The sequence below is a fragment of the Paenibacillus sp. GYB006 genome (assembly GCF_036577645.1).
In the GTDB taxonomy this organism is placed as follows: domain Bacteria; phylum Bacillota; class Bacilli; order Paenibacillales; family Paenibacillaceae; genus Paenibacillus.
In genome coordinates this window covers 104,029-129,872 of the sequence record NZ_JARBDA010000006.1, presented here as the reverse complement: position 1 = coordinate 129,872, position 25,844 = coordinate 104,029, and the positions used below count along the sequence as shown (strand labels likewise).

The 25,844-nt window shown below is 43.8% G+C and carries 24 protein-coding genes; 23 read left to right on the top strand and 1 reads right to left on the bottom strand.

Annotated features, from left to right (window positions below; translation table 11 throughout):
* Positions 1–33 precede the first annotated feature (33 nt).
* The 8 genes from PV403_RS15560 (at position 34) to PV403_RS15525 (ending at position 11,075) form a co-directional block, all read left to right on the top strand.
* Positions 34–1,857, top strand: a complete 1,824-nt coding sequence (locus tag PV403_RS15560; RefSeq protein WP_332085224.1) for a sensor histidine kinase — start codon at positions 34–36, stop codon at positions 1,855–1,857.
* Positions 1,847–3,379 carry a response regulator gene (locus PV403_RS15555; RefSeq protein WP_332085223.1) on the top strand — a complete coding sequence of 511 codons (1,533 nt, stop codon included), beginning with the start codon at positions 1,847–1,849 and terminating at the stop codon, positions 3,377–3,379. The genes PV403_RS15560 and PV403_RS15555 overlap by 11 nt, the downstream gene beginning before the upstream one ends.
* Positions 3,380–3,619: 240 nt before the next feature.
* Positions 3,620–5,302: an ABC transporter substrate-binding protein gene (locus PV403_RS15550; RefSeq protein WP_332085222.1), complete on the top strand. Its 1,683-nt coding sequence runs from the start codon at positions 3,620–3,622 to the stop codon at positions 5,300–5,302.
* A gap of 140 nt (positions 5,303–5,442) precedes the next feature.
* Positions 5,443–6,408 (top strand): ABC transporter permease, encoded by a 966-nt coding sequence (locus tag PV403_RS15545; RefSeq protein WP_213533980.1) that lies wholly within the window; start codon positions 5,443–5,445, stop codon positions 6,406–6,408.
* A complete protein-coding gene (locus tag PV403_RS15540) occupies positions 6,405–7,349 on the top strand; it encodes a carbohydrate ABC transporter permease (RefSeq protein ID WP_213533979.1) in 945 nt (314 codons plus the stop codon). The genes PV403_RS15545 and PV403_RS15540 overlap by 4 nt, the downstream gene beginning before the upstream one ends.
* Positions 7,350–8,909: a glycoside hydrolase family 43 protein gene (locus PV403_RS15535; protein WP_213533976.1), complete on the top strand. Its 1,560-nt coding sequence runs from the start codon at positions 7,350–7,352 to the stop codon at positions 8,907–8,909.
* Between the two features lie 53 nt (positions 8,910–8,962).
* Positions 8,963–10,000: an endo-1,4-beta-xylanase gene (locus PV403_RS15530; RefSeq protein ID WP_213533974.1), complete on the top strand. Its 1,038-nt coding sequence runs from the start codon at positions 8,963–8,965 to the stop codon at positions 9,998–10,000.
* Between the two features lie 82 nt (positions 10,001–10,082).
* Entirely contained in the window at positions 10,083–11,075 is a 993-nt protein-coding gene (locus tag PV403_RS15525; RefSeq protein ID WP_213534168.1) for a glycoside hydrolase family 43 protein, read from the top strand.
* A 125-nt stretch (positions 11,076–11,200) separates the two neighbouring features.
* Here PV403_RS15525 and galU read toward each other — a convergent pair whose 3' ends face one another.
* Entirely contained in the window at positions 11,201–12,082 is an 882-nt protein-coding gene (gene galU, locus PV403_RS15520; RefSeq protein WP_332085221.1) for a UTP--glucose-1-phosphate uridylyltransferase GalU, read from the bottom strand.
* A 388-nt stretch (positions 12,083–12,470) separates the two neighbouring features.
* On the opposite strand from galU, the gene PV403_RS15515 reads away from it, so the two are divergent.
* From PV403_RS15515 to PV403_RS15445, 15 genes are all read left to right on the top strand, one after another.
* On the top strand, positions 12,471–14,105 hold the full coding sequence (locus PV403_RS15515; protein WP_332085220.1) for a lactate permease LctP family transporter: 1,635 nt from the start codon (positions 12,471–12,473) through the stop codon (positions 14,103–14,105).
* A 42-nt stretch (positions 14,106–14,147) separates the two neighbouring features.
* Positions 14,148–15,101 (top strand): L-lactate dehydrogenase, encoded by a 954-nt coding sequence (locus tag PV403_RS15510; protein ID WP_213533968.1) that lies wholly within the window; start codon positions 14,148–14,150, stop codon positions 15,099–15,101.
* Positions 15,102–15,234: 133 nt separating this feature from the next.
* The gene (locus PV403_RS15505) at positions 15,235–15,522 is read left to right on the top strand and encodes a nucleoside-diphosphate sugar epimerase (RefSeq protein WP_213533966.1); all 288 of its coding nucleotides are present in this window, start codon (positions 15,235–15,237) and stop codon (positions 15,520–15,522) included.
* 33 nt (positions 15,523–15,555) lie between these two features.
* Positions 15,556–15,879, top strand: a complete 324-nt coding sequence (locus PV403_RS15500) for a restriction endonuclease subunit S (protein ID WP_332085219.1) — start codon at positions 15,556–15,558, stop codon at positions 15,877–15,879.
* 2 nt (positions 15,880–15,881) lie between these two features.
* Positions 15,882–16,175, top strand: a complete 294-nt coding sequence (locus PV403_RS15495) for a hypothetical protein (protein ID WP_332085218.1) — start codon at positions 15,882–15,884, stop codon at positions 16,173–16,175.
* Between the two features lie 15 nt (positions 16,176–16,190).
* Positions 16,191–16,529, top strand: coding sequence for a hypothetical protein (locus PV403_RS15490; RefSeq protein WP_332085217.1), 339 nt, complete (start codon positions 16,191–16,193; stop codon positions 16,527–16,529).
* 253 nt (positions 16,530–16,782) lie between these two features.
* On the top strand, positions 16,783–17,850 hold the full coding sequence (locus tag PV403_RS15485) for a CgeB family protein (RefSeq protein WP_332085216.1): 1,068 nt from the start codon (positions 16,783–16,785) through the stop codon (positions 17,848–17,850).
* Positions 17,851–17,894: 44 nt separating this feature from the next.
* The gene (locus tag PV403_RS15480; protein ID WP_332085215.1) at positions 17,895–19,046 is read left to right on the top strand and encodes a CgeB family protein; all 1,152 of its coding nucleotides are present in this window, start codon (positions 17,895–17,897) and stop codon (positions 19,044–19,046) included.
* A gap of 179 nt (positions 19,047–19,225) precedes the next feature.
* Positions 19,226–20,653 (top strand): glycosyltransferase family 4 protein, encoded by a 1,428-nt coding sequence (locus PV403_RS15475; RefSeq protein ID WP_332085214.1) that lies wholly within the window; start codon positions 19,226–19,228, stop codon positions 20,651–20,653.
* 16 nt (positions 20,654–20,669) lie between these two features.
* Positions 20,670–21,761: a non-hydrolyzing UDP-N-acetylglucosamine 2-epimerase gene (gene wecB / locus PV403_RS15470; protein ID WP_332085213.1), complete on the top strand. Its 1,092-nt coding sequence runs from the start codon at positions 20,670–20,672 to the stop codon at positions 21,759–21,761.
* Positions 21,754–22,740 carry a polysaccharide biosynthesis protein gene (locus PV403_RS15465; RefSeq protein WP_213533954.1) on the top strand — a complete coding sequence of 329 codons (987 nt, stop codon included), beginning with the start codon at positions 21,754–21,756 and terminating at the stop codon, positions 22,738–22,740. The genes wecB and PV403_RS15465 overlap by 8 nt, the downstream gene beginning before the upstream one ends.
* Positions 22,737–23,567 carry a dTDP-4-dehydrorhamnose reductase family protein gene (locus PV403_RS15460; RefSeq protein WP_332085212.1) on the top strand — a complete coding sequence of 277 codons (831 nt, stop codon included), beginning with the start codon at positions 22,737–22,739 and terminating at the stop codon, positions 23,565–23,567. The genes PV403_RS15465 and PV403_RS15460 overlap by 4 nt, the downstream gene beginning before the upstream one ends.
* On the top strand, positions 23,549–24,508 hold the full coding sequence (locus PV403_RS15455; protein WP_332085211.1) for an NAD-dependent epimerase/dehydratase family protein: 960 nt from the start codon (positions 23,549–23,551) through the stop codon (positions 24,506–24,508). Before PV403_RS15460 ends, PV403_RS15455 begins: the two co-directional genes overlap by 19 nt.
* Positions 24,505–25,227, top strand: coding sequence for a glycosyltransferase (locus tag PV403_RS15450; protein ID WP_332085210.1), 723 nt, complete (start codon positions 24,505–24,507; stop codon positions 25,225–25,227). The genes PV403_RS15455 and PV403_RS15450 overlap by 4 nt, the downstream gene beginning before the upstream one ends.
* A 17-nt stretch (positions 25,228–25,244) precedes the next feature.
* On the top strand, positions 25,245–25,826 hold the full coding sequence (locus PV403_RS15445) for a class I SAM-dependent methyltransferase (RefSeq protein ID WP_332085209.1): 582 nt from the start codon (positions 25,245–25,247) through the stop codon (positions 25,824–25,826).
* Positions 25,827–25,844: the final 18 nt, after the last annotated feature.

The window sequence follows — 25,844 nt, the reverse complement described above, 5'->3', positions numbered from 1 at the left end:
ATAAGTAACAAATGGAGGATGGCGATAACAACCATGTTTAAGAAATTTCGATTTCGCGGCATCGTGAACGATATTCCCCTGAATTACAAGTTTATGCTGATCTATATTATTGGGATTTTGCTTCCCATCATCGTGAGTAATTCTCTGTTTATGGACCGAATGACTGGGCTGATCAAAGAACGGGAAGAACAAAATTTACAAATTTCACTGGAGCGGGCAAGAAAGGATATCCATACCATGATTGACGGCGGTGTTGCTGTCAGTCATGCCTTAATCACGGATAAGGTGTTGTCTGAATCGATGGACCGGCAGTACGATGGACAACTAGATTTTTACAGGACGCTTGATGCGCAGCTTCGTCACCGAGTGACCTCCTATATTCCTGTGAATAACCAAATTCAGCGAATTGGTATTTACACGGACAATCCAACCATCGTGCCTGGAGGCGATTATTACTATCTAGATAGCTCGGTGCGCTTGAGCAACTGGTTTAAGAGATGGGAAGCGGTGGGGGAACCTCTGCAAGTGGTCGCATATCGCGATCAGGCAGCTAATGATCGGACGATGACTTCATCTTATTTTAGCGTTATTGAAAAAATGGACTACTACTATGCGGACAATGCTTATCAGAAGTTGGTGCGCATTGATTTTTATCTAAATCGTTTTTATGACGTGATGGCAAGAGAAGAGAGCTCACTCGATCTCTATCTAGTCAACGCCCAAAATCAAATTATCGTATCTGCAAATGATAAGTACCAGGGCGAAATGGGCAGCGATTATGCGTTATTTGATACGAGCAAGGCGACAGAGCAAGACTTACATATTGTTCCAATCGGTGATGCCAGCTATGTGAAGGGATGGAAACTGATTGGCGTGCCTCAGGAAACACGAACAAAACAAGCGATGCTGTCGATGCAGCTTTATTTTGGCATGCTGGCAGGCATTATTACTTTAATTACCTCAATTTTCATATATATTATGCTGCGTTCGTATAATTACCGAGTAAAACGTCTGTCGAGGCATATGCAAAAGGTGGGGAACGAGAAATTCGATCTGATTAACATCGATGGCGGAAAAGACGAAATCGGTGATTTGATCCGTAATTTTAATATGATGACCGCCCAGATCCACTCCTTGATTAACAATGTGTATAAGCTTGAAATTCAGCAACGAAGTTTAGAGGCCGAGCGTATACGCGCTGAGCTTAATTTATTACAAAGCCAGATGAATCCCCATTTCTTATTCAATACATTGAATGCGCTGCTCGTGGTTAGTACCAAGAACAATTATGTAGATGTTAAAGACATTATCAAAGACCTGTCCAAGCTGCTTCGTCGTCTTCTAAATTGGAAAGATGATTTGGTTACCTTGGAAGAGGAGATGAGTTTTACAGTAATGTACCTCGGGATTGAAAAATTCCGTTTCCGGGATAAGTTTGAGTACTACATTGATATCAGTGATGAGGCACGGCATTATAAAATACCAAAAATGAGCATCCAGCAATTAGCGGAAAATGCGTGCAAGCATGGGATACAAGCTACTCCAGGGCTTGGTTATGTGAAAATCCGAGCTGAAGTCATGAGCGATTGCCTGCGTATCGTTGTATCTGATAATGGCAAGGGCATGGATAAAGAACGGCTGCAAGAGGTGATGTACCATATGAGGGGCAAAGAGGAATGTGGAGGAAATAATATTGGCCTTCGGAACGTTTATCGCCGTCTTGAATTGTATTATGACGATAAAGTGAATTTTAGAATTGTGAGTAAATTGGGTGAAGGGACCGAGGTGTCCTTTGAAATTCCTCTACAGCTGCTTGAGAATCAAGGTGGAGAAGGAGGCAGAGACAATGACATTTAAAGTGCTGCTCATTGATGATGAGCCATGGGCGCTTGAGGGCTTACAGCTTTGGATTCCATGGGAACAGCTAGGATTTGAAATTTGCGGTGTTTGTGAGAACGGGGCGGAAGGACTAAAGCGGATGGAGGAATGGAAGCCAGATCTTGTCATGGTCGATATTCATATGCCAGTGATGGATGGACTAGAAATGATTGAGGAGTGGCGGCGAAGAGGAAACGGGTCGACTAAATTCATTATTATAACGGGATACAGTGATTTCGAATATGCAAGAAAAGCACTTAAATTTCGAGTATCTCGTTATTTGCTCAAACCTCTTGATGAGGATCAAGCAGTGCTTGAAATTCGTGCGGTAGTACAAGAACTAATCAAAGAGCAGGAACAGCTTCATATTGGACAAGTCGTACAGCGAGAACACGAGATTTTGTCAATAAAGGAGACGCTCATGGGGAAAGAGTTATCCATAGAAGCGCATCAGGTGATAGAGTCTCTCTCCCCGTCCGCCGAAGTATGGAATGTATGTCTGGTTCAGGGGCCCCAAGAGAATGCAGCTCGGTGGATCCGCCTTTCTGCAGAGTTTTTAAACCAAGGGGATCCCGTTTACATGATTCGTTTGCGAAATAATTTGGTTTCCATTGTATTCGGTGATGCTGCTCATGAATCGAGTGCACCCATTAGAAAACAACTGGAAGCAATGGCTCGCCGTCTGGCGAGCTTTCGTGCATTTATGGCTGCTGGTTCTGCCGTGTCTTCACTGACTCGTATTAGGCAGTCCCAAATAACGGCAGAAGAGGCGCTGCTGCATGCCTTTTATGAAGAGGATAACAGCATGATTTTGGATTATGACAAGCTCAAGGATCAGCACTTTTCAAAGCATTACAATCAGCTGGAGATACTGGAGCGCATACTGGCAGCATTTCAGCTCATTGACCACGCAGCCTACCAATCTGTCGTAGAGTATATGCAGCAGACCTTCCTTCAAACACGGGTCCATCCGGATGAAGCTCAAAAATTTGTGATCTATCTTCTTCATGAGATTCGGGCGTATATGGGTAAGCAGATGGCGCAGAATTCAGGAATTCCAATCCAATTGTTCGAAATTCCTAATCTGGATGAAGCTCTGCTGAGCTTTGATGTTCTGATGGACATGCTGTATTCGTGCGGACGAGTCTGCTTTGAGCTTTTGCTTAAGGAAAATCCTGCTGAAGCCCAAGGCATTGTGCAAGATATCAATGATTATATTCATGTGCATTTTCGTGAGGGATTGAGCATTAAGATGCTGGCGGAACATTTCTTCTTGCATCCGGCCTACTTAGGGCAGTTACTAATACGTAAAAATGGGATTGGTTTTAATGAAATGCTTCATAATCTGCGGATTGAGGAAGCTTGCCGTTTACTCCAGATGAATCAGTACAAAAACAGTGAAATTTCAGAAAAGATCGGGTATTCAAGCTACCCTCTTTTTTTAAAGCAATTTGAAAAACGGATGAACATGTCGCCTAATGATTATAAGAAAAGTATATAACGACGTATCAGCAAAGAAGCCAGACCGCCTATAGAGGGAACTTTTCTTGCAATATCAAGAAGACAATACGCTGAAGTTTTTCTAGATATTATAATAAAAATGTCCAAATATAAGAAAACCTGTACTTTTCTCGGAAAAAGCTATAATTCAGATATAGTTTCCATGACACGTTAAATCTATAATGAAATTACGCAATGTAAGGGCTTTCAACATGGCAAGACCAAAATTTGGAGGTGCTTTATGGGGGAAAGAAAAAAACCGTTTTTTCGTGCGGGGGCAACATTGTTGTTGTCACTGGGTGTAGTACTGGCCGGCTGCTCAGGCGGCAGTGCGAGTGAACCAGGCAGCGGAGAAACAAACAGTAAGGGCGGCGAAGTTGGAACTGATAATCCGATAGAAATCTCGGTATTCCTAAACGAGGCCGGACAACAGCCAACTGCAGACAACAAAATCTACAAGAAAATCAAGGAAGAGCTTGGCGTTACATTTAATTTCGAATTTTTGGCCGGTGACAAGAACCAAAAGCTCGGCGTTATGATTGCTGGTGGTGATTATCCAGACTTGATCTCTGCGGATACCAAGCTGACAGCGGCAGGTTCGGTAATTCCACTGGAAGATTTGATCGAGGAACACGCACCTAATTTGAAGAAACACTACGAGAAGTACTGGAATCAGATGAAGGACCCTAATGATGGACATATCTACTATCTGCCTAACTACGGGGCATATAACGGTGAAGTGTCTGATACTTATTACAGCGGACCTGCATTCTGGGTTCAAAAAGAAGTGTTGAAGGAATTTGGATATCCAAAACTGAAGACACTCGATGAGTACTTTGACTTGATCGAGAAATATAAGGAGAAGTATCCAACGATCGACGGCAAGCCAACCATTGGTTTTGAAGTACTGAACTATGACTGGAAAAACTGGGGCTTGCTAAACGCACCACAACATTTGATCGGTCATCCAAATGATGGCGGTGTGGTTGTAAATGATGGCAAAGCCGAGATTTTTGCGGATAAAGATTATGCCAAACAGTATTATCAAAAACTCAATGAAATTAATTCCAAAGGCTTGCTAGATAAGGAAGCGTTTGCGCAAAACTATGATCAGTACATGGCTAAATTGTCCAGTGGGGCAGTACTCGGCATGTTCGACCAGAAGTGGAACTTCCAACAAGCGGAAGATTCCTTGATAACGCAAAATAAAATCGAACGAACATATGTAGGTTTCCCGCTTGTATTTGACACCAGCACGCAAGACTATTACCGTGACCGTGCAGCACTGAACTTAAACAATGGATTTGGTATTACGGTAAGTGCCAAAGACCCAGTGAAAATTATCAAAGTACTTGATAAGTTGATCGAAGAAGATTGGCAGAAGTTATTCACTTGGGGTGTTGTGGACGAAGATTACTATGTTAACGACGAAGGACGTTTCATGAAGACACAAGAACAGCGTGACAAAGCAACCGACGCGACTTGGAAGCTTGCAAACAAAGCAGATGCTTTCTATGCAACTGCACCGAAGCTGGAAGGTTACTTCAGTGATGGAAACGCAACTTCGGCAAGTAATCAGCCGGAAGAATATCAAGCAAGCCTGAAACCGTTTGATAAAGAAGTTTTGGATGCATACGGATTTAACAGCTATATTGACTTCTTCAGTGCTCCACCGGAAAATCCGGTTTATTACCCAGCATGGTCAGTTGATCTGGTTGAAGGATCTCCAGCCAAGATTGCAAATACGAAGTTGACCGAAGCGTCTACCAAGTATTTACCTAGAGCAATTCTGGCTAAACCAACTGAATTTGACGGTGTTTGGAATGAATACGTTTCTGAGATTCAAAAACTGGACGTTAAAGCTTATGAAGATCGCATCAATGAAGTATTGCAGTGGAGAATTGATAACTGGTCTGCGAAGTAAGGCTATTTCTATCGGGAAGGAAGGTATCCTTCCTTCCCGATTTTTTATTCAAAAAGAATGTTTAACACGTTGTTATATGGAAGATGCGCTACTCTACGTTTTTCTTTTCATGACAAAGATGGATAGGGAGTTTGATATTTATGGAGGAAATTGTAGTGGGCACCAAGCCCCACAGCCCGAAGAAAAAACCGAAAAACAAGCGGCTGACCTGGCAAACGATTAAAGAACAGAAACAGCTCATATTCATGTCTGTTCCTCTGTTAGCATATATCATCACTTTTTCATATGTACCTGTCTGGGGTTGGACGATGGCTTTTCAGGATTACAAACCTGCACGAAGCTTCTCGGATCAAACTTGGGTGGGATTTAAACATTTTAAATTTTTGTTCACAGATGACAACTTTCTACGCGTACTTCGCAATACGCTAGGAATGAGTATTATCAACTTAATACTCGGATTTGTAACTGCCATTATTCTAGCCCTTCTGCTTAATGAGATCAAAAAGGTACTATGGAAGCGGACGGTGCAGACCATTTCCTATCTGCCTCACTTTTTATCCTGGATTATCGTTACCGGCATCGTGGCAACATCGCTTGCTTCCGATGGGATTGTCAATGATATTCTAATGAAACTGCATTTGATAGATCAGCCGATCCTGTGGTTGACGGAAGGAAAGTATTTCTGGGGAGTCGTCGCAGCCTCCCATGTATGGAAAGAAGTGGGATGGAATACAATCATTTATTTGGCAGCCATTGCCTCTATTGATCCGGCGCTGTATGAAGCATCCGACATCGATGGAGCTAACCGCTATCAAAAAATGTGGAATATTACTTTGCCAGGAATCAAGCCTACGATTGTCATCCTGTTGATTATGTCTATCGGACATATTCTAGAAGCGGGCTTTGAGGTTCAATATTTGCTTGGCAACGGACTTGTTGTTGATTGGTCAGAAACGATTGATATCTTCGTGCTTAAATACGGGATTGCACAAGGCAACTATTCACTCGCTACTGCAGGCGGGATATTCAAATCTGTGGTCAGCATTACCATGTTGCTCTTTGCGAATTGGACCGCCAAGCGGCTTGGGGAAGAGAGGCTGTTATGATGAAAAAAACACCATTGTCTGGTTCAGCGGTAGTTTCTACACGCCGCTCGGGAAACGGAACCATCGAACCAATCCTGTTCAATACCTTCAATATCATTTTCATGATCATGCTCGTGACAGTGACACTGTATCCATTTTTGAACACGATCGTTGTTTCATTTAATGCAGGAAATGATACCATTCGGGGAGGATTATACTTATGGCCTCGTGATTTCACCCTGCAGAATTACAAAGCAGTATTTGCTTCAGGTACCATTTATAGCGCATTCCTAGTTTCTGTGGCACGTACCGTTTTATCCACCGTGTTGAATATTTTCTTGACTAGTATGCTGGCCTATACGCTGAGCCGGCGAGATTATGTCTTCCGTAAGCTGATTACTACGATCTTTGTTCTCACAATGTATTTCAACGCAGGACTTATTCCAGGGTATTTCCTGATCAAAGACCTGCATTTAATTAATTCGTTCTGGGTGTATGTCTTACCATCACTTATCAGTGCATTTAACCTTATCGTTATTCGGACTTATATTTATACCATTCCAGAAGCCTTGATCGAATCAGCAAAAATCGACGGTGCGGGAGAATTCAAAATTTTTTGGAAAGTCATCTTTCCGTTATGTACACCTGTTCTTGCAACCATTGCCCTTTTTGTTGCGGTCGGTGCATGGAATACCTGGTTTGATGCATTTCTATACACGTCGTCTCGTCAAGAACTGAGCACACTGCAATATGAATTGATGAAACTTTTATCTTCCAGTATGAATGCCAACAGCAATCCTTCAGTTGCCAACGGTGTGGGAATGGAAAACGCAACCCAGGTGACGCCGATTTCCATCCGAGCAGCAGTTACCATTGTTGCGTCAGTGCCAATCTTAGTGGTTTACCCGTTCATGCAAAAATACTTTGTTGTAGGACTTAATGTAGGGAGTGTGAAGGAATAGATGAAGGATCAGCTATTATCAAAAACGATCCGTTACACGAATCCAATCCTTCCTGGGTTCTATCCCGATCCTAGTATCGTGAAAGCAGAAGATTATTTTTATCTCATCTGCAGCTCATTTGAATACTTCCCCGGCGTTCCGATTTTTCGGAGCCGGGATTTAATCCATTGGGAGCAGATAGGCAATGTGCTAGATCGGTTCAGCCAGCTTGATTTAACGGGACAGAAAAGTTCTGACGGGATTTATGCTCCTGTACTTAGATATCATGAAGGCATTTTCTATATGATTACGACAGATGTGAGAGGCATCGGTAACTTTTATGTTACGGCAACGAACCCCGCGGGGCCTTGGTCAGATCCGATTCGCATTCCTTATGGAGGGATCGACCCATCGTTGTTTTTTGATGATGACGGCAAAGTGTATGTTACTGCTCAGCAAGGCGCCGATTACGACTCTCACGCCATTCAGTATGAGATCAATATTGCTACAGGAGAGGCACTCTCTAATCCGCAAATCGTCTGGTATGGAGATGGCGGTCCATGGACGGAAGGACCGCATTTATATAAGATCAATGGTTTGTATTACATGATGTCCGCTTCTGGAGGTACGGCCAAGGAGCACCGTGAAATCATCGGCCGAAGTGACAAGCCGTATGGTCCGTTTGAACGCTACCCTGAGCCGATTCTAACTCATCGTGATCTGGATCATCCTATCCAGTATCTGGGTCATGCCGATCTAGTCGAAGATCATCAAGGCGACTGGTGGGCTGTATTCCTTGGTGTTCGATTGACAGATGGCGGATACAGCGTGCTTGGACGAGAAACGTTTCTCGCACCTGTCGTTTGGAAGGATGGTTGGCCGCACATCGACAACAATGAAGGGACAGTTAGCCTGGATATGTCAGTCCAGCGGTTAGAGATGACAGCACCTTCTATCTTAGACAGGAATGAAGCAATCGTTGTTGGCCGGGAGGACTTTGACGCAGAGCTTGGACCGCACTGGCTGTATGTTCGCAATCCAACAGATGGGAAATGTACGGTTACGGAAAGACCAGGTTTCCTTACTTTGTATGGTCATGAAGCAGGGCTTAACGACACCCGGCAGATCACATTTGTTGGCCGAAGACAGCAACATCTCAATGCCAGTTTTACCGCTAGCATATCATTCGTGCCGGTTCTCGAAGGAGAAGAGGCGGGGCTTTGTATTCGCCGAGATGAGGATGCACATTATGAAATTGGCATTAGGCGATCGGCAGGTCAGAATATTATTTTTGCCCGCCTGACGGAACGTGGAGAGTCCGAAATTGTGCATGAGAGCGAGCTAGGAACGGAGCAACTATTACTCCGAATCGAATCGACAGAGAAGGAATATACACTAACTTGTTCGGAGGATGGACAGAACTGGTTACGTTTAGGTTCAGGTACAGCCCGTGCAATCTCTCCAGAGGCTTTTGTGCATAAAATGTGCTTCACCGGGGCAGTGGTCGGGCTATATGCTACCGGTAATGGCCAGGAAAGTCAGACACCTGCTCGCTTCGACTGGTTTGAGTATCTTGTTTGATTCGCAGTAATGCATACGAGGCGGGTGAACGGCAAGAGAAGAGGAGGGGAAACATGGAACCGATCAGAACAGAAGCTTCACTGAAGGATTTATACAAGGACGCTTTCCAGATGGGAGCAGCGGTTAATCCGACAACAATTGTAACCCAAGAATCACTGCTAGCATATCACTTCAACAGCTTAACAGCAGAAAATGAGATGAAATTCGAAAGTTTGCATCCGCAGGAAGAGGTGTACACGTTCGAAAAAGCGGACATCATAGCTGCATTTGCCAAAGAGCATAACATGGCGCTGCGCGGGCATACACTGGTATGGCATAACCAAACTGCAGGCTGGTTGTTCGAGAATGGAATAGGAGGACTTGCGGAACGTGATGTATTACTTGCACGTTTGCGTAAGCATATTCAGACCGTCGTTGGCCGATATAAAGACGTCATTTACTCCTGGGATGTCGTGAATGAAGCGATTTCAGATGATGCGAATGATGAGAATGCATTTTTACGGCCATCGAAATGGTTGGATATTGCGGGAGAGGACTTCATTGCCAAAGCTTTTGAATTCGCCCATGAAGCAGATCCTCAGGCGCTTTTGTTCTATAACGATTATAATGAGTCCCATCCGCATAAGCGGGAGCGCATTTATCGCCTCGTTCGTTCCTTGTTAGATCAAGGTGTGCCGATTCATGGCGTTGGTTTGCAGGCACACTGGAATCTGTACGATCCATCTCTGGATGATATTCGTGCCGCGATTGAACGGTATGCAGAGCTAGGTCTACAGCTGCAGCTTACTGAGCTGGATGTGTCGGTATTTCGCTTCGAAGATAGGCGCACGGATCTTGCTCAACCTACGCAGGACATGCTGGAATTACAAGCCGCAAGATATGAGTCCATTTTCCGCGTGCTTTATGAGTATCGTGAACATATCAGTGCCGTAACCTTCTGGGGAGCTGCTGACGATTATACCTGGCTTGATGATTTTCCGGTCAGAGGACGCAAAAACTGGCCTTTCCTATTTGATGAGGCTCATCATCCCAAGGAAGCTTATCAGCGAGTTGCCCGAATTCCTGATCTAAATATGAACAAGAGGAACTAATGCAATAACTTGAACCTGTAGAACATCGATATAAAAGAGCAATTCATTATACCTTTTGGAAGGAGTTATTTGAATGTCTACCATGCCTAAACAGCCTAAACCGCATGAACCTTTAGTCACTCATATTTACACTGCCGATCCGTCAGCTCATGTGTTCGAGGGTCGTATCTATATTTATCCTTCCCATGATTTGGATCACGACGGTCCAATTAATGACAATGGTGATCAATATAAGATGGAGGATTACCATGTTTTATCAATGGATGATCTGGATTCACCCGTGACAGACCACGGTGAGGCGCTGCATGTAAAGGATGTCCCGTGGGCGTCTTGTCAGATGTGGGCACCGGATGCCGTCTTCAAAAACGGAAAATATTACTTGTTTTTCCCTGCACGGGATCATGAAGGTATTTTTCGCATCGGCGTAGCTACGTCATCGTCCCCGGCAGGTCCATTTAAACCCGAGGAACAGTATATTCAGGGCAGCTTCAGTATTGATCCTGCTGTCTTTATTGATGAAGATGAACAGGCTTACATGCTCTTTGGCGGGCTGTGGGGCGGGCAATTAGAGAAGTGGCAGACGGGAAGCTATGTGGAAGATGCAGAAGGTCCAGCTCCGGATGAGCCGGCGCTTGGTCCAAGAATAGCGAAGCTAAGTGAAGATATGCTCTCAATGGTTTCCGAAGCGATGGAGATTGTTATCGTGGACCAGGAAGGACAGCCGCTGACCGCAGGCAACGAGGAATGCAGGTATTTTGAAGGACCATGGATGCACAAGTATAATGACAAATATTATCTGTCCTACTCTACGGGTTCGACACACAAGCTGGTGTATGCGATCGGTGACAGTCCGATGGGACCTTTCACATATCAAGGCACCATTTTACCGCCTGTAATAGGCTGGACAACACATCATTCAATTGTGCAATTCCAGGAGAAATGGTATTTATTCTATCACGATTGTTCTCTTTCCGGCGGCATTGATTACAAGCGTTGCGTAAAATTTGCGGAGCTTACGTACAATTCGGATGGCACGATTCGTATGATTGATCCTTATCCCGAAGAAGTAAAGTAGATTTGAGGGCTAACACAGAATGTTGTCGGATTAAAGAAGCAAAGCAGAAACATTAAAAGGAGTATGTCTCATAACATGGGACATACTCCTTTATTTTAATCAAAACATACTCTATCCTTGTAAAATTATCGTTGTAAAGAGGGATTCTCAAGTTTGGTATGTAACATGCGTAATACCTCATCGCGGTACTTAGGATTAGCTAGGGCAAATTCAATATTCGTATCAAGAAATCCTAGTATATCACCTACATCATATCGTTTACCTTCAAATTCGTAACCGTATACAGGCGTAATTTGATTTAATCTCTCAATGGCATCAGTTAACTGAATTTCACCGCCAAGACCAATGTGGTGATCTTCCAGCAACGGAAAGATATCAGGTGTCAGTACATACCGACCGATAATCGCAAGATTGGAGGGAGAGGATCCAGATTTCGGTTTCTCGACAAATCGCAGTGCTGAATAACTTCGACCTCTTTTTTCAAGCGGTTCCATAATTCCATATTTGTGTGTTTCTTCATCGGGTACTTGCATGACCCCCAGTACGGAAGCGCCTACCTTTTCATGCTCATCAATCAATTGTTTCAAGCAAGGTACAGGATTTACAACAATGTCATCTCCAAGTAAAACCGCAAATGGTTCATCTCCGACAAATTTACGAGCACACCAGATTGCATGGCCAAGACCTTTTGGTTCCTTTTGACGGATATAATGAATATTGGGCACGTTAGAGGAAGAGAGAACTTCTTCCAAAGCGAGGGATTTTCCTTTGTCAGCAAGCAGCTGTTCGAGTTCAAAAGCATGATCGAAATGATCCTCAATCGCTCTTTTTCCCTTTCCGGTAACGATAATAATATCTTCTACTCCAGCAGCGATCGCTTCTTCGACAATATATTGAATGGTTGGTTTATTCAGGATTGGCATCATTTCTTTTGGCATGGCTTTTGTAGCGGGAAGAAATCGGGTTCCAAGTCCTGCAGCAGGAATTACTGCCTTTTTTACTGTCATAAATCTCATCACCTTCCTAGTTTATCTGCTTATGATCATCATATCAAGATTAGGGAATAAAGTCACAGTGAGGGGAATTTGAGGGGATTATCATCTCATTATTAGAAAAAGTTAGAAAATAGTTCACTGGAATATAATGTATTATCTATATTGTGTGATGAAAATCACATACAAAACCTATAAGTATCGCTATAGTAAAAAAACGCGGCCGGGCATTGTGACAAACATCATAAATGAAAATGAGCGGCTTTTTTTAATCACTTCGAAGTGAAAGTTTTCACATACTTGGATTAGAAGACAAGCATCTCTATTTTGTCGGCAATGTGAATAGGATAATCTAGCGCGGCTCACAATATCTAAACAATTAGGATTAAGGAGTGGGATACAAGTGGGGGTTTGGAATCAAATATACGACCCGATGGGCAATATATGGCTATCTGCTTTGGTGGCTGCCATACCCATCATATTCTTTATCGTGGCTTTAACGGTCTTTAAAATGAAAGGTTATGTAGCAGGAATTCTCAGCATCGTTGTTGCAGCATGCGTTGCTCTATTCTTCTATAAAATGCCTTTCGTTAAAGTGGTTGGTACTGGTTTCTATGGTGTACTCGCTGGTTTATGGCCAGTAGCTTCAATTGTACTTGCAGCAATTTTCTTGTACAAACTTACGGTAAAAACAGGAAAATTTGATATAATCAAGAATAGTATAGCAACAATTACCGAAGATCAGCGGTTGCAAGTACTCCTTGTTGCTTTTTCCTTTGGTGCATTCTTGGAAGGAGCGGCTGGCTTTGGTGCTCCTGTGGCAATTACAGCGGTAATCCTGATTGGTTTGGGATTCAAGCCTGTATATGCAGCTGGTCTTTGTCTTGTGGCTAACATTGCCGGAGGTTCTTATGGTGCGATGGGTATTCCTGTTACGACACCAGCTACGCTTACGGGACTTTCTGGACTTGATGTTGCAAGCCGAACATCGTATGTTATTCCGATTATCAGTTTAATGATTGCTTTTCTGTTGGTTTACTTAATTGATGGATTTAAAGGAATGAGACAAACTTGGCCAGCGATCCTGGTAAGCGGAGGTTCATTTGCTATCACTCAGTTTATTGTACTTAATACCCTGGGTGCTGAACTCGTAGATATTATCTCTGCCCTTGTCAGTCTGGTTGTGCTTGCACTCTTCCTGCGTGTATGGAAACCAAAAGAAATTTACCGTTTGGATAAAGAGGAATCAGCGAAACAAACGAAACAAGCGGTTAAGAAAGAAACATATAGTTTGGGACAAGTTGCTTTTGCTTGGTTACCCTTTATTTTGCTAACGATTATGGTTATTTTGTTCTCACTGAAACCAGTCAAAGCGTTGTTCGCAGCAGGTGGACCGCTTAACAATCTGGTCTTCAGTTTCCCTATAAAAGGAGTTCACAACCAAATTCTGAGACAACCTCCGGTTGTTCCGGAAGAGACACCTTACGCTGCTGTATTTAATCTTGATTTATTCTCATCTACTACTACCGCAATTGTCATTGCAGCGCTTCTAACCATTTTGATTTATCGAATCAAAGGAAGCATCATTAAAGAAGCAGCAGTAGAAACGTTTAAAGAATTGTACATCCCGATTATTACCATTTGCAGCGTGCTTGCATTTGCTTACATTTGTAACTATTCAGGTATGTCTTCAACACTCGGTCTTGCTTTTGCATCAACGGGCAGTATCTTCCCATTGTTCGCACCAATTCTGGGTTGGATTGGGGTATTCTTGACCGGTTCTGTTGTTAACAGCGGATCTCTATTTGCACCATTGCAGGCTGTAACGGCAAATCAAATCGGCATTTTGCCAGAAGCTATGGTTGCTGCGAACGTAATGGGTGGTGCAATGGCTAAAATGATCTCGCCACAATCGGTAGCAGTAGCTGCAGCGGCAGTAGGTCTTGCGGGTAAAGAGAATGAATTGTTTAAATTTACAATCAAGATCAGTGTAATTTTACTCGTTGTTGTTGGGATAATAAACTGGGCTCTTTATTAAGAACAAAAATTCAGCTTTTGAGATTGAAGGGAGATTATTATTATGGTAGGTAATAAAATTAATCGTGTTGTATTGGTAGGTACTGGAGCAGTAGGTTGCAGTTACGCTTACGCTATGATTAACCAAGGGATTGCTGAGGAACTCGTTCTTGTTGACGTAAATGCTGCAAAAGCCGAAGGCGAAGCAATGGACCTTAATCATGGTGTACCATTCGCACCTTCTCCAACCAAAGTATGGAGTGGTTCTTATAAAGAATGCAAAGATGCTGACCTTGTTGTTATTACAGCAGGTTTGCCGCAAAAACCAGGTGAAACCCGTCTTGATCTTGTAGATAAAAATGCGAAAATCTTCAAAACGATCGTACGTGAAATCATGGACAGCGGATTTGATGGCATTTTCCTAATCGCTTCTAACCCGGTAGATATCCTTACTTATGTAACTTGGAAAGAGTCCGGATTGCCAAAAGAGCGTGTGCTTGGTTCTGGTACAACTCTCGATACAGCTCGTCTTCGTTATATGGTGGGTGAATACCTGGAAGTGGATACACGTAACGTTCACGCAGCCATTATTGGTGAGCATGGTGATACAGAATTTGCTGTATGGAGTCAAGCTTCCATCGGTATTGAAACCCTTGATAAAGTAATTGAGCGTCGTAATAACCCAGAAGACCGCGCTAAACTTGATGAAATTTTTGTCAACGTTCGTGATGCAGCGTATCACATCATTGAGCGTAAAGGTGCAACTTACTATGCAATTGGTATGGCACTCGCTCGTGTTACCAAAGCAATTCTTGGTAATGAGAACAGTATCTTAACTGTTTCTTCGCTTCTTGAAGGACAATATGGACAAGAAGATCTATATATCGGTGTGCCATCCGTTGTTAACCGCGGCGGTGTGCGTGAAGTCATCGAGATTGATCTGAACGAAGAAGAAAAAGCGAAATTCAATCACTCTGCAAAAGTACTCAAAGAATTGATCGCTAAAGTTTATAGCTAATCCCCTCCATATATAGGAACTGAGTTCCCCGGCCCGGCATATGCTACTTAAGGCAATGCGAAGGCCGGGGATTTTTTTGTTCTTTCGAAAAATTAAATAACCGATCTCAAATTTTATAAGGAGGGGCCGGGACATGCAAAACAAATTAGATGAAATGCTTGCACATATGGCGCATGCTCATCAGCAAGTCGCCAGAGTACTCGATGCGGAACGAGAAGTCAATGTCCGTATGGCAGAACTCATGAATGAAATGCCAGATTTGATGCCGCAATTTGCAGATGCTCAAGGCTTGCTTGATGGTTCTGCTTCTGTGAATGCAGGGATTGTCGCTTATCTCAGCGGACTTGCTGATTTACAAGAGATGATTGCGGATTCCATTTCTCATTTGGTAAAGGAACTGGCAGTAGCTGATGAAGAGTAAATTTCTATATTTTAAAGGCAGGTGATCGTGGAAATGAACAGAGAGAAGTCACTGCTCCAAATGCTCGATGCTGCGGTCAAAGTCCAGTACAATATTTCCTTTATATTGGAAGCGAAGGCACTCGAAGCAGAAAAGATGAGAAACTGGTCTGTCAACCACTTAAGTGGTGCCACCTATGACAGTCATGAGGATCAACTAACCGTCTCCCTTAAATTACAGGAGCAGTTAATTGAACTGCTCGAGGGTATTAACCGAATGGAAGCAGGACTGAACAAGAATTTGAAAGCACTGCTTCATCAAAGTGAAGAGAATGGTTTTGATCAAATGATGATGGACTACGATAACGGTAAGGGGTAGAGATGAATTTACTATCCAAAGAAAAAGAAGCGAAAATCGCATTTCTTGAATCTATGACAAGAAGTCAGCTAGCACTGTCACGGATATTGACCATCATTGCCGATCGCTATGAGCTAATTAGCTCCACCGAAGACATCGTACCTGAGCATATGCTTCTTATTGAACGTTGTCGACTGGAGATGGCAGAGATGGCCGGGATGATCAAGTTTAGTCCACTGAATAAGGGAACTCCAGCACCTCCATGGTATGCAAATCAGCTATTGCCATGCAAGGGCGCATCCCAAGACGGAGCTTAGACAGGAGGAATGATGGTGAAAAGAAAAAAGTCTTCAAAAGCGGGACCCTTAAAAAAAGGTACTGCCAAAAAGGTAACTCGTTCGGTGCCGAAATCAGGGGGATCAGCGAAGAAAAAAAAGAAGATGACAGGGCGGAAGACCAAATCTCTGTTGAGAAAGAAAACCTCTTCAATAATCAAAAAGAAGAACCGAAAACGAAAGGTCTCACGCAAAACTACCGAGAGAGGACACTCGCAAGCAAAAAAAACCGGACTCAAATCGTACAACGACGCATACAACGAAGGGTTCAACGTCGGATTTGCCAAAGGGTTCGAAGATGGTCATGCACTCGCTTATCAAGGTGAAGAGATCTAAGCTCGTAAGGGCCGTCATCTTTGTCTGTCTTATGTAAAACAGACGTGTAAGATGACGGCTTAGGCTCTATTTTCGGAAGGACAAGTCACTCGAATAGACTTACATATACATAACGCAACATAGACAACTGTCTGCCGTACAAACGCCAATTTTCGTAGGCTCCGGACACACGTCCATGATGCACTTGACCTTAGGGCATATAGTTAGAAGGGACTACATGAACTAATGTACAAGAGAGATAGGGGAGTGCGAGGTGAAACTTACAAGGAGGAAGCAAAGTTATCGTGATGGATATGCGGAAGGGGTTCGGTTCGGCGGGTGTGAAGCAATCCTTCAGAGAGTAAAGCAACCGGGGACCGTTATCCGAAACATGAAAGTACTTTATGTTCCGCAAGGTTTTGAAGCGATCGATGATGGCGTGATTGCTGCGCTTCAAATGACGGTCTCTGAATGTATCGTAGCGGGTCCAGCTCATATGAAAGAATATGCAACGATCCATAGGCCGGATCTTGTGCTTGTCATGAATGGTCTTCATGTCTTTCCTGAGAATCATTTATCACAAATCGATGAGATTCGGGCATTAGGTATTCGTACAGCGATCTGGTTCGTAGATGATCCTTATTTTACAGAAGATACAGCAGACATTTGTCTGCACTACGATCTAGTGTTCACCCATGAAATTAGGGCGATACCATTCTATCAAAACCAGGGAGCTAAGCATGTCCATCATGTTCCGCTCGGTGTAAACACATCCCTTTTCTCACCTCGTAAGACATCCTTAGATTATCAATATGATGTTTGCTTCATTGGCAATGGATTCTGGAATCGTATTTCTTTATGTGATGAACTTGCTCCTTTTCTGAGAAATAAGCGTGTCCTGATTGCAGGAGGACAGTGGGGCAGACTGCAGAGACAAGACTTACTCGCTTCTTTTATCAAGCCGGACTGGATTCCTCCAGTGGAAACGGTAGATTACTACAACGGAGCAAAAATCGTGATTAATATGCATAGACCTCATGAATATGGGCTGGATAATCGGAACACTCATCAGATTACTGCAGGTTCTATTAATCCCAGAACGTATGAAATTAACGCCTGTGGAACCCTGCAAATCACAGATATTAGAGAGGATCTATCGAATTACTACAGGCCAGGATACGATATAGAGACTTTTGTAAATGGTGCTGAGCTGCAGGATAAGATTGCATATTATCTTAGGAATGAAGAAGAAAGGCTAGCTGTTGCTTGGAGAAGTCTATATACAACACATGAGAATCATACCTTTCAGACGCGCATTCAGATGCTGCTGAGGTATGTGTAAACTATTCACTTCGTGAATAGACAAGAAGAAGGAGGGTGATCGTGGTGGCCATAAAGCGAGTAAAGCCTTCGAAAAAGAACACAGTACGAGCAAGACCGAAGCGGTTACCATATTCAGTAAATCCAGCGAATCAGAGTACATCTTTCCAAAGAGGTTATGAAGATGGATATCTGCGCGGCCGCGCAAATTTTATGATGAACCGAGCAGTAGAGCCTTTTCCTGTACGCCCTGTTCATGTTCTATATGTTTCTTCTGGCAAGGGGTTTCCTTATTCGCCGCTGGACGAGGCAATAAGAGGGACGTTGCGAGACTTAGTTACGACTCTTCATGTAGTAGAACCTCATGAACCGATTGCAGAAATGGCAGCCTTGTTGAAGCCTGATCTCGTGCTGGTCTTAGATGGAATGTACTTTCCGGTAGAACAGGTAGATGCGATTCGAAATCAAGGAATTCGAACCGCAATTTGGCTGACAGATGATCCTTACTATACAGATATAACGATAAATATTGCTCCCCGCTATGATTATATATTCACACTTGAACTCAATTGCATCGAGCTATATGAGAGTCATGGATGTCCTGAGGTGCATTATTTACCTTTTGCTGCATATCTCCCCCAGTTTCACCCGAATACGCTGCCTACCATTCATCGCAGAGACGTCAGCTTCATTGGGTCAGGATATTGGAATCGTGTGAATTACTTCAATCCTCTTCTCCCCCGCATGATGTCGCATCAAACCGTATTCAACGGAATATGGTGGGATCGACTCCCTGACTTTGAAAAATATAAACGCAAGATTGAACTGAATCGCTGGATGAGTCCAGAAGAGACGAAAGATGTCTATAACGGAACAAAGATTGTGCTCAACTTACACCGTTCCCATGACGATGATTCCGTAAATAATAATAGTCTGAAAATCCCCGCTTTATCGCCCAATCCTCGTACTTTTGAGATTAACGCTTGTGCAACCCTGCAGCTTACCGATGCTAGGACAGATTTAGCCCGTTTTTATACACCTGGAGTAGAGATTGAGACGTACGAGACGGCTGCTGAGATGATGGACAAAATTGATTATTATCTTTCAAATGAAGATAAACGGAGAGAAATCGCGCTAAGAGGCTTTGAGCGCACTTGGAAAGAGCACTCGTATCACCACCGTATTCACTCCCTGCTTCAGACGATATTCGGCTCATAGCGAGCATGCTGTAAATTATGTGCGAATGATAGGGTTCATATGTCGTGCCGTCATTTGCCGTATTTCATATATTGAGGTAGAGCCATGATCCTTCAAACGCACAATCGAAGGAGGTGAACAACGCACATCCTTTCGCTGGCTATAGTTAGGCAAGTAAGCAGGAAGGTTGTACGCCCGAGATGACACGAAAGCCAAAACTAATGTTATTCAGTCATATCAGTCACAGCCAAAGTATTACGGGGGCAGAAAAGCTGTTGTTGCGCTTTTGCCAAGAAATGAGTCCTTACTTTCGCTGTGTACTCGTGGTCCCTAGTGAAGGATTGATCTCCTGGCTAGCTCGAAAGAATGGAATTCGGGTAAAAGTCCAGTCTTATGAACTGCTTCACACCATATACACCCCCTATGAGGGACTTAGGCATGAAGCAGATCGGTTAATGCATACCCCATCTTCCCACGCTGTGATCCGTCTGCTGCAAAAAGAATCCCCCCAAATCGTACTCACGAATACCTGTGTGAATGCGGTACCTGCCATGGCAGCACGAATGCTTAACATCCCGGTGATTTGGAAAATTACCGAAACCATTACCATGAACGCGTATACTGGTGAATCCATAAAGATCATTGATGAGTTCAGCAACTGGGTAATCGGCATCTCGCAAACCGTCTTCGAACCCTTACAAGGCGGCAATATCTCCGCAAAATCCACCGTATTATCGCCCACATGGGATGCTTCTCTTGCTGCAATTCATCAGTGGAACGATCTTCGAGCAACAAGGCGCAGCATGATTGGACTATCGCCTGAACATTTCTGCATTGGTTATATCTCCACATTTATATACGATGCCAAAGGGTTACTGCCTTTCGTACAAAGTGCTCTGTCTTTATGTGAATCATATCCCCATAGCAGGTTTTGGATTATAGGAAACCCGGTTGATGAAGTCTATTACAACGAATGTGTGAGAATGATTGCTGAATCGAGATACCGTCATCAATTCATCTTTACTCCTTTTCTTGAACAAGTTAGTGAGGCGTACTGTGCGATGGATCTTACCGTCGTTCCGAGTATGGTCAAAGAAGGTTTTGGGATGACGGCACTGGAGAGTCTTTACTTTGGAACACCGGTTGTTGCCTTTGGGCAGGGAGGTCTTCAGGAGATGATGGAGGCTGTCGGTAATTCGCATTTACTCGCTGAGCCGGGTAGCGTTGAGGAACTAGCAAGCAAGATGGCTGTCTGTATCCAAAACCCAGAGGAAACTGCACGTACGGGCGAACGAAGCAAAGTAGCCGCAGAGCAGCGATACGGTGCAGAAGCATATAAGAACCGCGCGGAAGAGATGTTTCGTAACCTCATGAGCCGATTCCCGGATTGGTTTGGTACACCCTCTGCTCGTCTGCGAACTCATGCCAAAAAGCGTAAACCGGCGAAAAGCAAGAAAAAGATTATTCATCAAAGAAAGAAAAAATCAACCTCTGCGCGGTTGAGAAAAACCGTTAAAAAATCGAGGAATACAATGAAGATAAAGCCAATGAAGAAAAATAAAAGGAAACAAACACGTTCTGCCATGAAGCCTCTGAGGTCTCAGAAAAAACGAAAGTTGACTTCATGAAAAAGGAGGGGTCACCTTGAAGATCATGACGGTACTTGGAACAAGACCGGAAATTATCCGGCTGAGTCTTATTATTCCTAAGCTGGATCGTTATGCAGATCGGCACATCCTTGTGCATACAGGACAGAATTTCACAGAAAGTCTCAGCGGCCAATTTTTTAGAGATTTAGGTCTGAGATCTCCAGATTATGTACTTCAGGATGAAGCAGCTACGCTTGGTAAGCAATTGTCTGCGATGTTTAGTCAGCTGGAAACGATTCTAATTCAGGAAAAGCCGGATAAAATCTTGCTGCTAGGAGATACGAACAGTGCTTTATCGGCCATTCTTGCGGAAAGAATGGGTATTCCGGTCATTCACATGGAAGCAGGGAATCGGTGTTACGACCTCAATGTACCAGAAGAGAAAAACCGCCGGGTAATTGATGCCATATCAAGCATTAATATGCCTTATACAGAACAAAGCAAAGCACACTTAATCCGGGAAGGTGTCCCTAGTCAGCGAATCGTACTCACGGGCAATCCCATATACGAAGTAATGAAGCATTATGAAAACCGTATGCTGGACAGCAAAATTATGAAAACCTTGGGCCTTGAAAAAGGAGAATACTTTCTCGTTACCGCCCACCGTGCAGAAAATGTAGATCATCCCGCGCATCTAGCAGCCATTATGACAGGACTTAATCTCGTAGCAGAGAAACATGGAAAACGGATTATTTGCAGTATTCACCCTCGTACAGCTGCACGGATTAAAGAACATTTGAAGCTTACGATGCATCCGCTAGTAGAATTTCATGAGCCTTTCGGCTTTTTTGACTTTCTTTTGCTGGAGCAAAATGCATGCTGCGCCCTAACGGACAGCGGAACGGTACAGGAAGAGTGCTGCATTATGGGAGTGCCTACCGTGACCATGCGTAAGACTACCGAACGGCCAGAGACCGTCGATTGCGGAAGTAACATTGTATCAGGGCTTGAAGCAGACCGCATTGCTGCATCCGCAGCGCTGATGATGGAACTAAATCGTTCCTGGGAGTGTCCCAAAGGGTATCTTGCCGAAGACGTATCGGACAAAGTAGTTAAATTTCTGCTTGGAGGGAAGCTGCATGTTTGAAAATCAACGAATTCTCGTTACCGGAGGTACCGGTTCTTGGGGGCATGAATTAATCACTCAATTACTGACTTTAAATCCTAAAGAAGTCATCGTATATTCTCGCGGTGAATCAAGTCAAGTAGCCATGAGCCGTGAATTTGAAGACAGCCGCCTCAGTTTTTGTATCGGAGATATCAGGGATAAGGAAGCGCTCGTTGCCGCTTGCAAAGAAGTCGATTATGTATATCATTTAGCAGCGCTGAAGCATGTACCTGTCTGCGAAGATCAACCCTATGAAGCGTTAAAGACCAATGTCATTGGTACTCAGAATGTAATTGAGGCAGCGGTAGAGAATGAAGTAAAGAAAGTGATCTATATCTCCACGGATAAAGCAGCAAATCCATCGAACTTTTATGGAATGACAAAGGCGATTGGAGAAAAGCTGATTGTATATGCGAACTTACTCCGCAGCAAAACAGCATTCGTAACCGTGCGGGGCGGTAATGTGCTGGGTACGAACGGAAGTGTAGTCCATCTGTTTAAGGATCAGATTAAGAATAAAGGCGTAGTATCGATTACGGATATGGAGATGACACGATTCTTCCTTACGCTTCGCGATGCGATATCGCTTTTATTTGATGCTTCTGTAAAAAGTGTGGGCGGAGAAATTTTTGTAATGACGATGCCTACCTGCAAAATTGTAGATCTGGCAGAAGTATTAATCGAAGATGCAGGGGTATCTGGTGTTCAAATCGTGGAACGAGGTACTCGGCCAGGAGAAAAAATTCACGAAATTCTGATGAGTGAGTTCGAGAGCAGAACGACCGTTGTTTATGATGAAAAATACCTTGTCATTCTTCCAACGATTAATCTGCCTGAACTAAAAGAACACTATAAATACTACGAGCCGGTGACCTTCTCCAGTTTCAGTTCGGAATTTAATCTGATGTCGAAAGAGGAGATTAAGGAAATCCTGCAGCGCGGGGGGTTCCTTGGATGAAACTGCTCATCATTGGTGGTCAAGGTATGGCAGGGCACATGATGGTTCAATACTTCAAACAACAAGGACACCACACGGTGTTTTATACATCTCGTAATAAGAAAGATCCAAACGGACTGATCCTGGATGTAAATGATATTCACAGTGTCGATCTGCTCGTAAAAGCGGTTCACCCTGATGTCATTATCAACGCAGTGGGGATTTTAAATCAATATGCAGAGAAAAATATAATTCAAGCCTACCATGTAAATGGTTTTTTACCGCATCGCCTTGCGAATCTGGCTGATCAAATCGGTGCAAAACTCATTCATATCAGCACAGATTGTGTATTCAAAGGAGACCGGTCAGGAGGGTATACAGAAGAGGATTTACCAGATGGAGAGACGATATATGCGATTACCAAATCACTCGGGGAAGTTTGTTCCCCGGGTCATCTTACGATACGTACCTCCATTATCGGACCGGAAGTGCGTAAGAACGGGATCGGTCTCATGCATTGGTTCTTTCAGCAAAAAGGGGTTGTGCAAGGGTATGCGAAAGCAAGATGGAATGGAGTGACTACACTCATGCTTGCTAAGGTGGTGGATGAGTACATGACTTCGAAAGTGTCGGGTCTGATTCATCTGGCTCATCCTGAACCCGTATCGAAGTATGAGCTTTTATTATTTTTCAAAGAAATATGGGATCTGAAAGAAACAGTAATCGTCCCCAATAGTACATTTGTACAGGATCGAACCCTCGCTGTCACTAGGGAGGATGTAAACCCTCCTCTGCCGTCTTATCGCGACATGCTGAAGGAGTTGAAAGAATGGATACAACAAGGCTGAAAGACAAAGTCGTACTGGTAACCGGTGCTTCTGGATTTACAGGTCGGCATGCAGTTCAGCTTCTCCGTGCCTGTGGTGCAAAGGTTGCGGCCGTCACCCGATCTCTTTCTGCAGATTTGCAAGATGATCACGTAACCGTCCATTTATGTGATCTCGGAGATCGTCAAGCAGTGAATCGGCTGGTGAATCATACTCAGCCTGATTATATCTTACATCTAGCAGGTCAGAATTCCGTACCTGCCTCCTGGGCAGACCCCGTGTCTACGATTGAAATGAATGTGATGTCCCCGCTGTACCTGCTCGATGCCATGCGAACGCTGCCCGAATGCCGGGCAGTCATCGTTGGTTCACGGCTGAAATACATTCCTGATCCAGATCTCCCTCTATCGCCTCCTCACCCTTATAGTCTCAGTAAGTACATGGAGGAACTCGTTTCTATGTCATTCTCAGCGATGTATAGCCAGCAGATGATCTACGCCGAACCAGGAAATCTGATTGGGCCCGGACCTTCCACTGGCATATGTTCATTACTTGCTGCACATGTCATTTCGGCTGAACAAGGAGAAAATCCGAATCCTTTCCGCCTATCATCCCGTGATGATGCTCGTGATTATTTAGATGTGCGGGATGCCGTTCGGGCATATCTTGCGCTTTTGCTGAATGGGGAGCCAGGCAGAATCTATCCTGTTATTTCAGGGAAAGAAAGAACGCTTGGAGAGATCGCTGACGTACTCCTTTCTAATACAAAAGTGCAGGTACCACTGCTGTGGGGATCGCCTTCTTCTGGTCCTGGAGGTGTCTCTGCTATAGAGGATGATTCGGAGTCCTGCGCTTCTCTTACCAAATTAGGATGGAAACCAGAAATCCCATTTGCCTCTTCTATAGAAGATGTACTCCAGGATCACCGCCATCGCCGTAGTAAGGAAGGAGGGCAAGCATGAATTCGCTCCCTCTGGTCACGGTGGTCATTCCTTTCTATAACTGTCCCTATATCTCACATGCCATTCGCAGTGCAATCAGTCAAACGTATTCTATGGTAGAAATTATCGTAGTGGATGACGGATCTACACAGTATACGGAACAAATTCATCCCTATCTTCCTTTTATTTATTATCTTGGTAAGGCGAATGGCGGGACGGCATCCGCACTCAATCATGGAATTCGGTATGCCTCTGGAGAGTACATCGTTTGGCTCAGCTCGGATGACCGGTTCTATCCAGAGAAAATAGAGAAACAAGTACAGTTCATGCTGAATCAGCAGGCTGTCATTTCTCATACCAATTTTAACTATATTAATGAAGATAACAGTGTAACCCAATACCGTGCTGGGAGTTCCCCGATGACAGGTACGGAAATGCTGCGAGTTTTTCTTTCGGGGAATCCAGTGAATGGATGTACGGTTATGTTTCATAAATCACTGGTTGAGACCGTAGGATTATTTGATGAATCTCTGCCTTATACGCATGATTATGATTTATGGTACCGTGTTCTGCTGAAGGGATATTCAGTTCCCTATTTGTCGGAACCGCTGACTGCCTACCGTAAACATCATGAAATGGGGTCTGTAAAATATGCAGATGCAATCCAGCAAGAAATCCGAATGATTCAAACCAGGTATGCGGAACGGGTTCAGCAGATGATTCAAGCGCAAGGAGGGTAAGGAAGGGGGGAAAACGAGTGTATCATGAAATACAGAAAACTGATTTTTTGCCATTATTGAGTGAATTGCTTCGGTTCTCAGATAGTGTACTTGATGTTGGAAGCGGTCTAGGTGTTTTATTAGAATATTACGAGTCTAGGCTCATTGTAGCACTGGATATCTACCGGCCCTATCTGGAACATCGCGTCTACCGAGCTCCACATGTCATCCCCCTGAACGCAGATGCTAAACTATTAGATCAATTATTTCTTCCCAATTCATTTTCTGCGGTAACCATGATTGATTCTCTGGAACACTTTACAAAAGAAGATGGAACCTCGATCCTTCAGCAAGCAGAAAAAATTGCAAAAAATCGGATTATTATCTTTACACCGCGCGGTTTTTTTCCTCAAGAAGGGGTTGATCACTACAACTTACAGGGTGAAGTGTATCAAAATCATTACAGCGGTTGGGAAGCAGAGGAACTCGAAAGTATTGGATATCAGGTCATTGTCCTCAAAGGGTTTCACAATCAAAAGAACCCCTCTTTTGAGGAATCCTATGGAACAGAACATGAACCTGTTGATGCACTATTGGCCTGGAAAATCCTTGATGAGTAAAAGTGAGGTGAGAAGCTT

Coding starts and splice junctions, on each gene's coding strand:
- PV403_RS15465 (WP_213533954.1), top strand. CDS start 21,754: ATGTTTGAAAATCAACGAATTCTCGTTACCGGAGGTACCGGTTCTTGG.
- PV403_RS15545 (WP_213533980.1), top strand. CDS start 5,443: ATGGAGGAAATTGTAGTGGGCACCAAGCCCCACAGCCCGAAGAAAAAA.
- PV403_RS15495 (WP_332085218.1), top strand. CDS start 15,882: ATGAATTTACTATCCAAAGAAAAAGAAGCGAAAATCGCATTTCTTGAA.
- PV403_RS15510 (WP_213533968.1), top strand. CDS start 14,148: ATGGTAGGTAATAAAATTAATCGTGTTGTATTGGTAGGTACTGGAGCA.
- PV403_RS15555 (WP_332085223.1), top strand. CDS start 1,847: ATGACATTTAAAGTGCTGCTCATTGATGATGAGCCATGGGCGCTTGAG.
- PV403_RS15525 (WP_213534168.1), top strand. CDS start 10,083: ATGCCTAAACAGCCTAAACCGCATGAACCTTTAGTCACTCATATTTAC.
- PV403_RS15500 (WP_332085219.1), top strand. CDS start 15,556: ATGAACAGAGAGAAGTCACTGCTCCAAATGCTCGATGCTGCGGTCAAA.
- PV403_RS15535 (WP_213533976.1), top strand. CDS start 7,350: ATGAAGGATCAGCTATTATCAAAAACGATCCGTTACACGAATCCAATC.
- galU (WP_332085221.1), bottom strand. CDS start 12,082: ATGACAGTAAAAAAGGCAGTAATTCCTGCTGCAGGACTTGGAACCCGA.
- PV403_RS15450 (WP_332085210.1), top strand. CDS start 24,505: ATGAATTCGCTCCCTCTGGTCACGGTGGTCATTCCTTTCTATAACTGT.
- PV403_RS15505 (WP_213533966.1), top strand. CDS start 15,235: ATGCAAAACAAATTAGATGAAATGCTTGCACATATGGCGCATGCTCAT.
- PV403_RS15550 (WP_332085222.1), top strand. CDS start 3,620: ATGGGGGAAAGAAAAAAACCGTTTTTTCGTGCGGGGGCAACATTGTTG.
- PV403_RS15460 (WP_332085212.1), top strand. CDS start 22,737: ATGAAACTGCTCATCATTGGTGGTCAAGGTATGGCAGGGCACATGATG.
- PV403_RS15540 (WP_213533979.1), top strand. CDS start 6,405: ATGATGAAAAAAACACCATTGTCTGGTTCAGCGGTAGTTTCTACACGC.
- PV403_RS15475 (WP_332085214.1), top strand. CDS start 19,226: ATGACACGAAAGCCAAAACTAATGTTATTCAGTCATATCAGTCACAGC.
- PV403_RS15455 (WP_332085211.1), top strand. CDS start 23,549: ATGGATACAACAAGGCTGAAAGACAAAGTCGTACTGGTAACCGGTGCT.
- PV403_RS15530 (WP_213533974.1), top strand. CDS start 8,963: ATGGAACCGATCAGAACAGAAGCTTCACTGAAGGATTTATACAAGGAC.
- PV403_RS15560 (WP_332085224.1), top strand. CDS start 34: ATGTTTAAGAAATTTCGATTTCGCGGCATCGTGAACGATATTCCCCTG.